Genomic DNA, 15008 nt, shown 5'->3' with positions numbered 1-15008 from the left:
GCTGTTAACTATATCTGCAAAAATACTATTCATAATCAATTTTGAAATTCATATCTCTTTTTTTTCTGCTTGCAATTATTTTGACGGTAAATGTACTTGTTGCTGAAAGCAAAGGTACATATAACAGGTATAGCCACAAATCTGTAGCAGATACTATTATCAAACTTGACACTAATAAGGCAAGAGATAGGAAACTTCTTAAAGTTAAGAAATCTAAGCAAAGTAAGGCAACTCAAAATGCCGACGGCCAGGGCTTAAACAATACCTTCAATATAACCCCCGCGGGTGATACCGTTCGTAAAGCAGATACGCCTAAAATTAAAAAGGCAGATGGAAAGCAACTTGCACCTGTAGGCAAAGGCGCGTTGCCGGCAAATGATACCACTAAAAAAAGTGGGGGCATACAATCAGAAGTTAAGGCTGTAGCCGAGGATTCAACCGTTGTTGACAACGAGCATGATATTTTATACCTGTATGGCCGGGCCAGGGTAACCTATGAAGATTTTGAGCTGGATGCAGATTATATAAGGGTTGATCAGAAAAATCACCTGATTTTTGCAAGCGGGAGTATTGATCCCCGCACCAAGCGTTACGTTGGCAGGCCATTATCCAAATCAAAAAACGAAAAGCCTATAGCATCAGATTCGTTGTTATTTAATTACACAACCAAAAAAGGGAAACTTTATAATCCCGCATCAGAGCAGGAAGGTAACTTTATATCTGGCGGGCAGGCAAAAAAATTAAATGAAACCGAGGTTGCTTATCGCAATGTGATTTTCAGTACCTGCGATTTGCCTTATCCCGATACACACTTTGGTATTGTGATAACCAAGGGTATTGGCGAAAAAAACAAGATCATATCCGGTCCGGCTTACCTGGAGATCGAGGGAGTACCCCTGCCTTTGGCCATCCCCTTCGGTTTTTTTCCAAAGCCCAACCAGCGAACATCCGGGGTTATATTACCTACTTTTGGCGAAGATGCCAAGCTGGGCTTTAAACTGGCGGGTTTTGGTTATTACCTGGGCCTTAGCGATTATATGGATTTAACCACAACGGGTACAATTTACTCCAAAGGGTCATATGAAGTAAACTCCACTGCAAGATACCTGGTACGTTATAAATATACTGGTAATTTATCATTGAGTTATGGCTCGCATAACTACCAGTTGCCCGGCGATCCCCCGGTGAAGGATATTCATATTGACTGGACCCATTCACAGGATCCTAATGCCAATCCCGGTTCAACATTCAGCGCATCGGTAAATGCAGGTACTTCGGGTTATTTTTCCCGCAACCCGTCAACCTCAAATTATAACGTGGTGACTGCCGCGCAAAGCAGTTTGCGTTCAAGTATATCTTACGGGAAAACATGGGCCGGTACGCCTTTTAACTTAAGTGTAGGTATCGGGCACAGCCAGGATATTGCCCGTAAAACAATTACCATTGAGTTACCTACAATAGCCTTTGGTATGTCGTCAATCAACCCGTTCGATTCAAAAGATAGGGTGGGAGAACAAAAATGGTATCAAAAAATAACCGTTAGCTATAATTTAAATGCTACCAATAAAGTAAATGATATTCCCGAATCGGAGTTGTTTAAAAGCACGGTTACCAAGCGTTTGCAAAATGGCTTTCAACATCAGATCCCGGTAAGTTTGGGTTTAAATGTGCTTAAATATTTTCAGTTTAACAGTAGTGTAAATTATACCGAACGCTGGTATTTTCAATCAGTTAACAAAAGATTTGAGCGTGGCAGTATTTCCAGCTCAGATGTGCTGCTTGTTGATACCTTGCAAGGGTTTAAACGTGCCGGGAATTACAGCCTGAGCACCGGCTTATCAACCAAGTTATACGGAACCATGAATTTTAAGCATGGTAATTTAAAAGCTATCAGGCACGTAATGACGCCATCCCTCGGGTTTGGCTATACGCCCGATTTTTCGGACCCAAGTTATGGATATTATAAAACCGCTGTAAGTACGGCAAGTATCCCTTATCCTTACACCTATCAAAAATACTCTATTTTTGAAAACGGGGTTTACGGCTATCCATCAAGCGGTAAGCAGGCTGGTATCAGCTTTGCATTGGATAACACCATTGAGGCCAAATTAAAAGCTAAAAGTACCGATACATCAGGTACAGATAGGAAGATAACGCTGCTGCAGGGTTTGTCTTTTTCAACCTTTTATAACTTCGCTGCGGATTCACTTAAACTGTCAAATATTCAATTTTCTGGTCACACCGCATTGTTTAAACAAAAGGTGAATGTTAGTTTCAGCGGTTCATTTAACCCCTATGTGGTTAACGTTCGTGATTCTATTTCAAATAATACTATAGTACGTACCAGCACTCTTGTTAATAAGTACAGATGGTCTAACGGTCAGTTTCCGCAATTAAACGCGCTTAGTATTTCTATGAGCGGCAGTTTAAATTCCACTTCGGCAAAAGCTCCGGGAACGCCTAATGTTAACACCTTGCAAAATATAGGCGCGCAACAAGCTCAACGGTTAGCATTGATTAACAGCGATCCTAACTCCTATGTGGATTTTAATGTGCCATGGAATATCTCCTTAAATTATAGCTACAGCTATAGTAATTTTCTTAACCAGGTATCAACAAGTAATACGCTTATGATTAGCGGTGATGTAAGTATCACGCAAAAATGGAAAATACAGTACTCTACTAACTATGATTTTAAGGCGGCCAAATTAAGCAGCGCAACATCATTTTCTATTTATCGCGATTTGCATTGCTGGGATCTTTCGTTTCAATGGGTGCCATTTGGTTACTTAAAATCATATAATGTTACCTTAAAGGTTAAATCAACTATTTTACAGGATTTAAAACTGAGCAAACGAAACGATTATTCAAGTAGCAGGAATTTTTATTAATAAATATGCTGGCAGAGATTATAACCATTGGCGACGAAATACTTATTGGGCAAATTGTTGATACCAACTCGGCCTGGATGGCCAGGGAGTTGAATAAAATAGGTATCAGGGTTAAACAAATTTCATCGGTATCTGACGATAAAGATCATATACTGAAAGCCCTGGCCGAAGCTGCCACACGTGCAAAAATCATATTTATTACCGGTGGTTTAGGGCCAACAAAGGATGATATCACCAAGAAAACACTGGCCGAATATTTTGGTGTTGGTTTTGTTGAAAACAAGGAGGCGCTTGAAAATGTGGAGCGCATATTTGCTAAATACAACCGCCCTTTACTTGATGTTAACAGGCTGCAGGCTCAGGTTCCTGCTAATTGCGAGATCATATTAAACAAGAACGGCACAGCACCGGGTATGTGGTTTAACCATGAAGGTGTTATTTATATTTCAATGCCCGGCGTACCCTTCGAGATGATGTACATGATGGAAGGTGAGGTGTTACCTAAAATAATGGCTAATTTTAAGCTGCCATCCATCATTCATACAACACTTTTAACAGTGGGCGAGGGGGAATCATTTTTAGCCGAACGGATTGCCGATATCGAAAACGAGCTCCCCCCTTATATTAAATTGGCTTATCTGCCTAAATTAGGTCAGGTTAGACTGCGTTTAAGCGCTTTTGGCGAAGATGAGGAATCACTTCAAAAGCAAGTTGATATTTTTGCCGGTAAGATCATTGAACGGATAGGTGCTGTTTTTGTGGTTGATAAGGATATTGCCTTAGAAAAAGCTATCCTTGATAAGATGACCGAAAGAGGCCTCACCTTATCCATTGCCGAAAGTTGTACCGGCGGATATATTTCGCATTTATTTACACAGCACCCAGGCTCGTCAAAAGTGTTTTTGGGCGGTGGAGTTACTTACTCCAACGGATTAAAAGAACATATACTGGGGGTAAAACACCAAACGATTGAGCAATTTGGGGCCGTAAGTGAACAAACCGTGAAAGAAATGGTAGACGGCGCGCTATTAAATTTCAAGTCGGATTTTGCCATATCCGTAACAGGAGTGGCGGGGCCGGATGGAGGTACTGTTGATAAACCCGTTGGTACAGTGTGGATTGCGGTTTCTGGCATGGGTAAAATGTTAATAAAGAAATACACATTCGGCAATAAAAGGCAACAAAACATTGAACGGAGTGCTGTAATGGCTTTATCAATGTTGAATACTTTACTAACAGAAGTTGCAGATTAAGGCTCAAAATTCATAATTTTGAGCAAAAGTATAAACTGTAAAAATGGCCAAATACCAACTGTTATTGCCAAAAATGGGTGAAAGCGTTGCGGAAGCAACCGTAATTAAATGGAATAAAAGCCCAGGAGATCATGTTGATGCCGACGAAGCAGTAATGGAAATTGCAACTGATAAAGTTGATTCAGATGTGCCCTCCCCGGTATCTGGTAAATTGGTTCAACAATTTTACCAGGTTGATGATGTAGTGCAGGTAGGTGCGGTAATTGCAATTATAGAAACTGAAGAAAAAGAAGTGGCCGCTGAGCCTGAAATAGCTCCTGCGCCGCCGGTTCATGAAGCCCCTTTAGCCCCATCTGTTACAGTAACTGAGCAAGCTCCCGTAACTCCGATTGTTGAAGTTCAAGAGGCTGTAGCACCAGAACAAGAATCCAATACACCTATTGATATACCTGGTATTGCTCAGTTGGAGCAATTAAGCACTTCGGCCCAGGAGCAAACGTTCAAAAGCGAAGGCAGATTTTATTCGCCACTGGTACGCAATATTGCCAGCCAGGAAGGTATTAGCGTTCATGAACTTGATCGTATACCCGGAACTGGTTCGGAAGGCCGGTTAACTAAAGATGATCTGTTAAGTTATATTCAACATAAGCAATCGCCTGCTGCGCAAACTGTGATACAGCCAGATGTATTTGCAACAGCTAAAAATACAGAACGGCCTGCGGAATTAATTCAAGGCATCAGTGCCAATGGTTCTGTTGAACCCAAAAGGGAAACTTTGCCTGTAAATGAACCGGCACCAGTTGCAACGCCGCAAAAAGCTGCCGAACCTGAAACAGAAAAAGCTGGTATAGCCCAGTCATTGCCGGCAACTTCGGTTTCGGGTGGTGATGAAATAATTGAAATGGATAGGATGCGCCGCCTTATTGCCGATCATATGGTAATGAGTAAGCAAACCTCGCCGCATGTTACCTCTTTTGTTGAGGCTGATGTAACCAGCCTGGTGTTGTGGCGCGAAAAAGTAAAGAACAGCTTTGAAAAGCGGGAGGGCGAAAAAATAACATTTACCCCGATATTTATTGAAGCTGTTGTTAAAGCGATCAAGGATTTTCCGATGATCAATATTACGGTAAGTGGTACGCAGATCATAAAAAAGGCTAATATCAATATCAGCATGGCAACGGCCTTGCCAAGTGGTAACCTTATTGTGCCTGTAATAAAAAAGGCCGACCAATTAAACCTGCTTGGAATAACCAAAGCGGTTAATGACCTTGCAAACAGGGCCCGGATCGGGAAGCTGTTACCGGATGATGTAAGAGACGGAACCTTTACTATTACAAACGTAGGTTCGTTTGGTAATGTGATGGGTACCCCAATTATCAATCAGCCGCAGGTAGCTATCCTGGCTGTTGGCGCCATCAAGAAAAAACCGGCTGTAATTGAAACTCCCGAGGGTGATGTTATCGCAATAAGGCATATGATGTTCCTGTCGTTATCCTACGATCATCGTGTAGTTGACGGTGCATTGGGCGGGTCATTTGTTCGCAGAGTTGCCGATTACCTTGAGAAATGGGATTTGAACAGAGAGATATAATTCATCACTATCTATAATGCAAAAAACAGGCTAAATCAGCCTGTTTTTTGCATTATAGAGCTTTTGTTAAAAGTGTCCGCAACACTCTATTTGCCATACTATTTCACTAACTCAAATCCCCAATCTTTCCCTTTATCCACGGCGGGCACACCTTTAGCCATCCAAACCGGCATAGGCGCGCCTTTTAAGTAATGATCAAAAAACTGCTGCTCGCGAATAGTGATATCCTTACGATTTTGGCGTTGTACCAGGTTATGGGCTTCGCCATTGTATTGCAATAGCCAAACAGGCTTATTAAGGCGGCGCAAGGCAGTAAACATTTCTATTCCCTGGTACCACGGAACTGCGCCATCGGCATCATTGCTCATAATCATGACCGGGGTTTGCACTTTGGGTAACTGAAACAACGGTGAGTTTTCAATATATAGTTCTGGTTTTTCCCAAAGTGTAGCACCTATGCGGCTTTGTGTTTTTTCGTACTGGAACTGCCGGTTAACGCCCGATTCCCACCTGATGCCCCCATATGCTGATGTCATGTTTACCACTGGTGCACCTGCCCATGCCGCGGCGTACATATTGGTTTGGGTGATAAGGTATGCCACCTGGTAACCTCCCCAGCTTTGTCCCTGAAGGCCAATATGGGCGCCATCAACCCATGCATTTTTCTTTAATGATTCAACACCCGAGTTAATAAATTCAACCGCTGACGCGCCTGGATGGCCGTTTTCATAGCTGATATCCGGTGCGAAAACTAAATACCCGTTACTCACAAAAAAAGAAATAGGTAAACGCGAAGGGGTTGGGGCAGGAGCTATATAATTATAAAGGCCCTCAGATAGTTTTTCATAAAAATAAACGATCATCGGGTACTTTTTATTTGGGTCGAAATCCTCTGGTTTATATAAAATGCCTTTTGATTTATAGCCCTTTGGAGTAGTCCACGTTACCAGCTCTGCTGTACCCCAGTTGTATTGGGCCTGTTGGGGGTTGATGTCACTTAGCTTTATCTCCTTTTTTAAGTCGGTTGATACATAAAGATCGGGAGGCAACTCATAGTTGCTTTTAGTGTAGATGTAAATGGCTGCATTTTTAGCCCGGGTTAAATCGCTATAGCTTAATTTACCCATGTTCACCTTTTCGGAGGCACTTTTGCTTTCGGGAGTTTTTACAAAATATCCCCATTGTTTGGTTTCCTCATCCTGGGCCAATAACCACATTACCTGTTTTGAGGGAATGAATTTTTGTTCTGGATCGGTCATGTTATACCTGATGATCAATTTATTTTTACGACCGATGCCATTTGTGAAATTGGTTGCAACACCAGTCGCAGGGTCAATACTCCAGATATCATACCTGTCATATATCAGTACCGCTTTGTCGTCCTTTGTCCATCCGGCCAAACCATAATCAGAGGCATAATTGGGAACATCATTCAATTCATCGCCCAGTTTGGTGGCGATTGAACTTGTAAGGTTGGTTTTGGTACCGGTACTGATGGTATAACTGTACCATTGCTGGTCATTAAAATTGAACCAGATTACATACCGGCCATCCGGGGAGATTCTGTATCGGGCCTTTACCCCCGAACTGATTAATCTCTTATTGCCGCTTTTTGTATCTATTAAAATGGCCTGTTGTTTGGTATCGCCTTCCCATTGCGATTGTACACGTGCGCCGGTATCGGTTACTCCTAAAACATACCGGGCGTTTTTATTTTCGGCTACAAAAACTTCCTGTATGGCCTTACTGCCTAATTGCACTTGTTTAGATTCCGGATCTTCGGGACGGATAACTGCCAGGTAACTTCTCTTCAGTTCGGTTTGGAGGTTTTTAAGCTGTTGCGGCTGCAGGTAATCATCCTTGTAATTCCAGATATCAAGTTTGGCCACTTCAAAATCAACAATGGTGGTATCCGCAGGTTTGGGGATAGGGGCAGTGCCGAAGAATAAATTGGCACCGCTTTTACTAAAATAAACCTTTCCGTCTCCGCTCACCGCCCATTTGGCGGGCATAGTTTCCAGGCCTTCAGCGGCAATCACCGTAGCGCTGTCCCTGGTTAAGTTATAGTAATATAGTTTAAATGGTTTCACCAGGGCTTTCTCTGGATTTTTCTCTGCCGCAAAAGCTACCTGCCGGCTGGCATCATCAATAGCGATACTATGATAATTGCCCCTGCCTGTGCTGATGGCTTTAACTTTGTTTTTATCAATGTCAAACACATATAATCCCGAGATAATTTCCTTTTGTTTTACCGGAGCAGTAATGGCAAATACTACCAGTTTGCCATTTTTACTTACTTGGTAGTCGGTAACATATTTAAACGTATGGATTATGTTGCCCGTTAATTGTTTTACGGTGAGATCAGTACCCTCGCGGGTAGGCGGCGTAATTGTTGTACTTATCGCTTTTTTTGAAGTATCATTTGATGACGGCTTTTTTAACGTATCGCCTACAGCGAGGTAGGCGATAACATCAGCATTCTCGGCAATTTTAAAACTCCTCACAGCGGGGATTTTTGTAATGGTTTTGGTTGCCAGCGAGATAAACCCCAGGGTATCCTTGGGGAATTCTGCCTGTTTTTTCTTTTTGATTTTAGCCTGGCGGGTATCTTTATAAAACGGCCTCACGCGGAATACTGCAAATTTGCCATCGCTGGTAAAACGTGCAGTATCAGCCCTTGGGATATGAACATTGCCGGTGTTTTTTGAGCTGGTGATCACCAGTTCGGCATCGCCCTCCTGCGGTTTTATCACATATAAAATCCATTTACCATCATTGCTGATGCGCTGATCGCTAATGCTTTGCCATCCGTCGAATACAGAATGATCTAATGGTTTTTTAGAGGTCTTTTGGGCAGATGCATTAAAGCAGATTGCTGATAAACAAATAATTAGTAAAATTCTACCCATATCAACCTTGTTAAGCATTAAATATGCTCAAAATAGCCGGTTTATTAAAATTAGCCACGGGAAAGTTACAAACAAGGAGAAAGGTGAGAGGAGAAAGGTGAAAGGAGAAAGGAGAAAGGTGAAAGGAGAAAGGAGAAAGTGAGAGGAGAAAGGAGAAAGGAGAAAGGAGAAAGGAGAAAGGTGAGAGGAGAAAGGTGAAAGGAGAAAGGAGAAAGGAGAAAGGTGAAAGGTAAAAGGTAAAAGGTGAAAGGTGAAAGGTGAAAGGTGAAAGGTGAAAGGTGAAAGGTGAAAGGTGAAAGGTGAAAGGCATTATGTTAAACAACCTTTTACCTTTCGCCTTTTACCCTTTGCCTTTCAACGCCTTATATCATCGCCTTATTTAACGCTTTAATGGCCTCCGCAAAATCTTCACGGGCTACCAGGAATTGGATATTTACTTTACGCAGGGCAAAGCCACAGCTTTTTATATTGATGCCATGCTTGGCCAAGGCTGTTGCTGATTTGGCCAGTAAGCCCGGTTGATCCATGTTGGAGCCTATTAGGCAAACCATGGCCATCTTCTCAACGGTTACCTTTTCGTAATCATCTTCCAGTTCCTGTATCAGTTTTTTGTTATAGTCCTTATCCCATATCACAATGGAGATACTATTGGCACTGGTGGCCTTAAAGGTGTAGCTAACGCCATATTTATAAAACAGCTGCATGATATGAAAGTCGGTACCTACATTGCCCACCATTGATGGGTCGTAAATATCTATCATCATTACTCTTTCGGTACCTGTAATTACCTCAACACGCTTTTTATCGCAAATGTATTCGCGGGTTATCAGTGTGCCGGGGTGCTCTGGCTGGAAAGTGTTTTTGATACGCAGGTCTATATCATTAATCTCCAGTGGCTTTGACGCCTTTGGATGGATAGCTTCCATGCCTACGTCGGCTAATTGATCAGCTACATCATAATTAGTGTTGCCTACCGGAAAACAGTTTTCAACACCAACCAGGTTAGGATCGGCAGTGCATAAATGATATTCTTTGTGGATGATGGCTTCCTGCGGTTTTACAGCTACAGCGATTTTGCTAAAGGTAACCTCAGAGTAGCCGCGGTCAAACTCGCGCATGATACCTTCTGTGCCCTTGGCGTAACCGGTGACGATGGAGATAGTATCCTCAAAATTAATGTTTTGTAAGTCTTTTTTGATCCGTTGATCTATGGTAAAAGACCGGTGGTCATGAAAACCGCTTAAATCCACAAATGTGGCATTGATGCCCATGTTTTGCAAAATATTGGCAAAGTTAAAAGCCGAATGACTTTCGCCTATTGATGCCAGGATTTCCCGTGCCGCCAGTAAAATATCATCCTTGTTTACATAACCCGATGCCAGGATATTAGCTATATTTTCAAGATAGGTTTGTGCATCTTTAAGGCGTTGCTCAATAAACGCATCGGCTTCGGCAATGTTTAGGCCAAGGCTTTCATAACTTTTATTGATCTGTTTTAGCTTAACAATAAGCGCATTTAAGGGCTTATGAAAATCCTTATAGGTTGCCAGGCGGTGATAAACCCCCGGAGCACCGGTTTTCTTATTCTCCAACAGGAGGTTGGTCACTCCCGAAAATGCAGATACTACAAATATGCGGTTGTACAATTGCTGCCCGCTGCGTTCAAACAGAACGATGTTTTTAATAACATCGCCCAATGCGGTCATTGATGTGCCGCCGATTTTTTCTACTGTTAACATGCTAAAAAATAAACACTGTATAAGTGTATGTGCTAAAAACTATACCAATGCGATAGCATTGGTATAGGCACTTTTAAGAAATTGAATATTAGATTTTTATAATTGGTTAGTATTTTAAGAGGGTTATCAAATTGATAGACTGGTTATCAAAATCAATGAACGTCCTTCTTGTAAAGATCACCGGCTTTTTCGGCGGATAATTTAATACCCTTTATCATTGCCGAGCTAAAACCGTTATGTTCCATCTCATTTAAGCCTGCAATGGTACATCCGCTTGGCGAAGTAACTTTATCAATTTCCTGCTCGGGGTGTGATGACAATTGTAGCAGCAGGTCGGCGGCACCCTTGGCTGTTTGAGCAGCCATTTTTAAGGCATCACCCGCGTGGAAACCAATTTCGGTACCTCCCTGTGATGCGGCGCGAATGGAGCGCAGGAAAAAAGCGATGCCGCAGGCACAAAGCGCAGTGGCTGATGTCATCAGTTCCTCATTGATCTGGATGCTTACACCAACTGTATCAAAAAGTGATTTAACCAGGTTGATGTTTTTATTGGTGCCGTTATCAGTAGCAATACAAGTCATGGAATGCCCTATGGCTATAGCTGTATTTGGCATAGCGCGAATTACCTGTACGTTAAGATCAAGCTGCTGGCGGATATCATTACAGCTCACACCCGAAATAACAGATATCAACAATTGTTTTTCGGGCTTTATAGATGGCCTTATTTCATCTAATAATTTGTTAAGTTGTTGCGGAAGTACTGCCAATACGATGATATCTGATTTTTTAACCGCTTTTAAGTTGTTATCAGTTGTAGCATAGCCTTCTTGTGCATATTCTGCCAGTGCTGCCACATTTCTGCGTGTAAGCGTAATTTGCTGGGGCTTGCAGATGCCAGCTTTTACCAACCCTTTGGCTAATGACAGCCCTATATTTCCAGAGCCTAAAATGGCTATTTGCTGTGATGCATTCATGCGTTTTTACTTAAACGTGTTCCAAATGGTTTGTTATTCTTTAAATTTCCTAATTCGTCGCTTTTGCCAATGATAACTGCCTGTACACCGCATGCGATAGCGGTAAAAGCATTATCCAGTTTTGGCAACATTCCACTATGTATAATCCGTTGTGTTTTTAATTCTTCATAATGCGCGGGGTTAATTTCCCTGATCAGCGAATCATCGTCATCAATATCCTGTAAAACCCCTCTTTTTTCGAAACAATAAATTAAGGTTGTTTCATATAATGATGATAGGTTAACCGCCAACGCTGATGCTATTGTATCAGCATTGGTATTTAATAGCTGGCCTTCGCCATCATGTGTTATCGCGCAAAAAACAGGGGTAAATCCTGCTTCCATCAAACGACTTATATTATCCGGATTGATGGAGTTTTCGTCGATATCTCCTACAAAACCATAATCTATAGTTTTTACCGGGCGTTTTTTGGCACGTATAAAATTACCGTCGGCCCCGGTTAAACCTATGGCGTTATTGCCGAAGCGTTGTAACTGAGCTACTATATTCTTATTAATCAGGCCACCATAAACCATGGTTACCACTCTTAACGTTTCAATATCAGTTATTCTCCGGCCATCAACCAGTCGTGCCTCAATGCCCAAATCCTCAGCAACTTGGGTAGCAACTTTACCGCCGCCATGTACCAATATTTTAAAACCATCTAACTTTTCAAAGTCCTTTAAAAAATGATATAGGTTTTCTGAGTTATCTATAACGTTTCCGCCTATTTTTATAACGTACAGGCTTTCTTTAGTTGTTATTTTAGTCGATTTTATAGGATCTGTCACACTTTTGTTCATTCTTCACATTAATTTAACACCAGCTTTGCCAATTTACTACCATTTTAAATAGAAATCTGTTAAAAATAGGAAATTATCGTGTATTTTTTACTGAAATGACTAAAAAATGATTATTTACTTACAGTATTATAAGTTTACAATTTGATTATGAAATAATTAGTAAACTTGAAATTAAGGCATTAAACTTGTTGTAAAATTTACTTATGGATAAAAAGAAAAGTGCCAAGCCCCGTGTAGTAATTGTTGGCGGTGGATTTGGCGGACTTGAATTAGCTAAAAATTTGAAAAATGCGCCAGTAGATGTTTTATTGCTGGATAAACATAATTACCATACTTTTCAGCCTTTGCTTTACCAGGTGGCTGCAGGTTCAATTGCTGCCGATTCTATCGGCTTCCCTATTCGCAGGATCTTTACCAAACAGGATAATTTTCGTTTTGCGCTAACTGAGGTTCAGGAAATTCATCCTGAGAGCAATACCCTTACAACCGATGTGGGCACTGTATATTATGATTACCTGGTTTTAGCTACCGGATCAAATACCAACTTTTTCGGCAATAAGGAAATTGAACATTTTGCCATGCCCATGAAGAATATACCCGAGGCGCTAAACTTACGCAGCCTGATTCTTCAAAACCTGGAAATGTCATTAATAACCAAAGATCCGGAAGAAAAGGCGGCGCTAATGACCTTTGTAGTAGTAGGAGGAGGCCCCACAGGTGTTGAGCTTTCTGGTGCACTGGCAGAAATGCGGCAGCTGATACTGATGAAGGATTACCATGGTTTAAGAAAACATAGCATGAAGGTTTACCTTGTAGAAGGTAAGGCGGAGTTACTTGCTGCTTTCTCGCCCGCGGCATCTGCCAAAGCCAAAAAGTTCCTGAAGGATATGGATGTAACTATTTTTAACAACGTACACGTAGAGAGTTACGATGGTGCGCTGCTTAAAATAGACGATGGCACCACCATACTTACCCGCAACGTTTTATGGGCTGCCGGGGTAAAGGGTGAGGTGCCTGCAGGTTTGCCAGAACAAAGTATTGTGAGGGGAAACCGGATACAAGTAGATGAAATAAACAAGGTAAATGGTTATGCCAATATTTTTGCCATAGGTGATGTTTCCGCCATGATAACTCCAGAAACGCCAAACGGGCATCCGGGTGTAGCACCAACGGCTATGCAACAAGGCGAATGGCTTTCCAAAAATCTGGTTCGAATTTTAAAAAATGAACCCACTGTTCCGTTTAAATATAAAGACAAAGGCTCGCTGGCTACCATAGGCCGTAACAAGGCCGTGGCCGATCTGGGGAGGCTTCATTTCCAGGGATTTTTTGCATGGCTACTTTGGGGATTTGTGCATTTAATGTCCTTAGCCGGTTTTACCAATAAGGGAACTGTATTTTTTAGCTGGGCTATCAATTATTTCACCAAGAACAGCGATAACAGGTTGATAGTGCGGTATTTTAATTTAGAAACCCGCATGACAGATCCCGAGTCGAAGTAAAAAGGCATTATTTTTTAAAACATTATGGCTTTTGTTTTCTTACTGAATAAGTAAACGCCTATGGATCTGTTTGTTGTAATTACTTTGTTGGTTATTGTAAGTGCCTTTTTCTCGTATATAAATGCGCGCTTTGTTAAACTTCCAGGTACTATTGGAACCGTTTTGATAGCAACCATTGTTTCGATAGTTATATTGGTTGTTGATAAGTTAGATCCTCATACTGCTAAATATTTAACTACACTCGCCAAGAACATCGATTTCTCCAAAGTAGTACTTAATGTTATGTTGGGTTTCCTGCTTTTTTCAAGCGCTTTTAACCTTGATGGTAAAAAGCTGAAAAAAGAGATGCGCCCTGTATTTGTATTAAGTACTTTGGGTGTAATCATATCAACTGCTGTTTTTGGGTTTCTTCTGTATTTCCTGGCGCCTTTTTTTCATATTCATATGCCCCTTATGTATTGCTTGTTATTTGGGGCATTGGTTTCACCAACAGATCCGGTGGCGGTATCGGCAATCATAAAAAACTCCAAACTTCCGGCTCACCTCGAAACCATTATCTCGGGCGAATCACTGTTTAATGATGGTATAGGATTGATCCTGTTTGTAATTATTTTGGAGATAACAAAAGTTGGAGAGAGCAATATCGAGGCATCACAAGTTTTGTTGCTCATCGTTAAAGAAGTTTTGGGGGGGATATTGGCCGGTGCATTCCTGGGTTACGTTGCCCAGCGATTAATGAAATCGGTTAAAGATTTTCAAACCATCGTATTAATCTCATTGGCACTGGTTATGGGCCTATCGGTATTGGCAACTATTTTTAGTTTCTCGATACCTTTAGCGATAGTAACCGCGGGCCTGTTTGCCGGCAGCCACTCCATAAACCAGGATAATAAAGAAAAATCACACGAGTCGCTGGAGAAATTCTGGCAATTGGTGGATGAAATGCTGAATACCATCCTGTTTGTAATGATAGGCCTGCAGCTTATCAACTTACCATTTGTAAATAATTATTGGGTAACGGGCAGTATATCTATTGTATTTATATTATTGGCGCGCTGGTTAAGCATTATGCTGCCGCTTACCTTTTTGCGCCACTCTTTAAAGGTAAACTATAGCAATATCAATGTAATGACCTGGGCCGGACTAAGAGGAGGGATCTCCATTGCGCTGGCTTTAACATTGCCCGATACGCCTTACCGCCATTTGATATTATCCGGCAGTTATTTTATTGTGATATTTTCGGTAATTGTGCAGGGATTAACGCTTAATGCCATGATTAACAGGTCCGCCAAATTTATAGGTTAAGC

9 protein-coding genes are annotated in these 15008 nt (G+C 41.6%); 5 read left to right on the top strand and 4 right to left on the bottom strand.

Annotated features, from left to right (window positions below; translation table 11 throughout):
• The first annotated feature begins 41 nt into the window (after positions 1–41).
• The 3 genes from Q0R88_RS09290 to Q0R88_RS09280 are packed head-to-tail and all read left to right on the top strand — an operon-like array spanning position 42 to position 5735.
• Positions 42–2891: a putative LPS assembly protein LptD gene (locus tag Q0R88_RS09290; RefSeq protein WP_295715344.1), complete on the top strand. Its 2850-nt coding sequence runs from the start codon at positions 42–44 to the stop codon at positions 2889–2891.
• A gap of 5 nt (positions 2892–2896) precedes the next feature.
• Complete coding sequence (locus Q0R88_RS09285) at positions 2897–4144, top strand: competence/damage-inducible protein A (protein ID WP_295715342.1); 1248 nt, start codon at positions 2897–2899, stop codon at positions 4142–4144.
• Positions 4145–4187: 43 nt separating this feature from the next.
• The gene (locus tag Q0R88_RS09280; protein WP_295715341.1) at positions 4188–5735 is read left to right on the top strand and encodes a dihydrolipoamide acetyltransferase family protein; all 1548 of its coding nucleotides are present in this window, start codon (positions 4188–4190) and stop codon (positions 5733–5735) included.
• A gap of 98 nt (positions 5736–5833) precedes the next feature.
• On the opposite strand, the gene Q0R88_RS09275 is transcribed toward Q0R88_RS09280, so the two are convergent.
• The 4 genes from Q0R88_RS09275 to argB all read right to left on the bottom strand — a co-directional run bounded on the left by Q0R88_RS09275 (position 5834) and on the right by argB (position 12199).
• Entirely contained in the window at positions 5834–8644 is a 2811-nt protein-coding gene (locus Q0R88_RS09275) for a prolyl oligopeptidase family serine peptidase (protein WP_295715339.1), read from the bottom strand.
• 362 nt (positions 8645–9006) lie between these two features.
• Positions 9007–10383, bottom strand: coding sequence for an aspartate kinase (locus Q0R88_RS09270; protein WP_295715337.1), 1377 nt, complete (start codon positions 10381–10383; stop codon positions 9007–9009).
• A 152-nt stretch (positions 10384–10535) separates the two neighbouring features.
• Positions 10536–11357 carry a pyrroline-5-carboxylate reductase gene (gene proC, locus Q0R88_RS09265; RefSeq protein WP_295715335.1) on the bottom strand — a complete coding sequence of 274 codons (822 nt, stop codon included), beginning with the start codon at positions 11355–11357 and terminating at the stop codon, positions 10536–10538.
• Positions 11354–12199 carry an acetylglutamate kinase gene (argB, locus tag Q0R88_RS09260; protein ID WP_295715333.1) on the bottom strand — a complete coding sequence of 282 codons (846 nt, stop codon included), beginning with the start codon at positions 12197–12199 and terminating at the stop codon, positions 11354–11356. The genes proC and argB overlap by 4 nt, the downstream gene beginning before the upstream one ends.
• Positions 12200–12402: 203 nt before the next feature.
• Here argB and Q0R88_RS09255 point away from each other — a divergent pair, with 203 nt between their 5' ends.
• Entirely contained in the window at positions 12403–13701 is a 1299-nt protein-coding gene (locus Q0R88_RS09255; RefSeq protein WP_295715331.1) for an NAD(P)/FAD-dependent oxidoreductase, read from the top strand.
• 60 nt (positions 13702–13761) lie between these two features.
• Positions 13762–15006: a sodium:proton antiporter gene (locus tag Q0R88_RS09250; RefSeq protein ID WP_295715329.1), complete on the top strand. Its 1245-nt coding sequence runs from the start codon at positions 13762–13764 to the stop codon at positions 15004–15006.
• The last annotated feature ends 2 nt before the right edge of the window (positions 15007–15008 follow it).

The organism is Mucilaginibacter sp. (genome assembly GCF_025362475.1).
Lineage (GTDB): Bacteria > Bacteroidota > Bacteroidia > Sphingobacteriales > Sphingobacteriaceae > Mucilaginibacter.
Note: the sequence above shows the minus strand (reverse complement) of the source record. Positions and strands in the feature narration are given on the sequence as shown.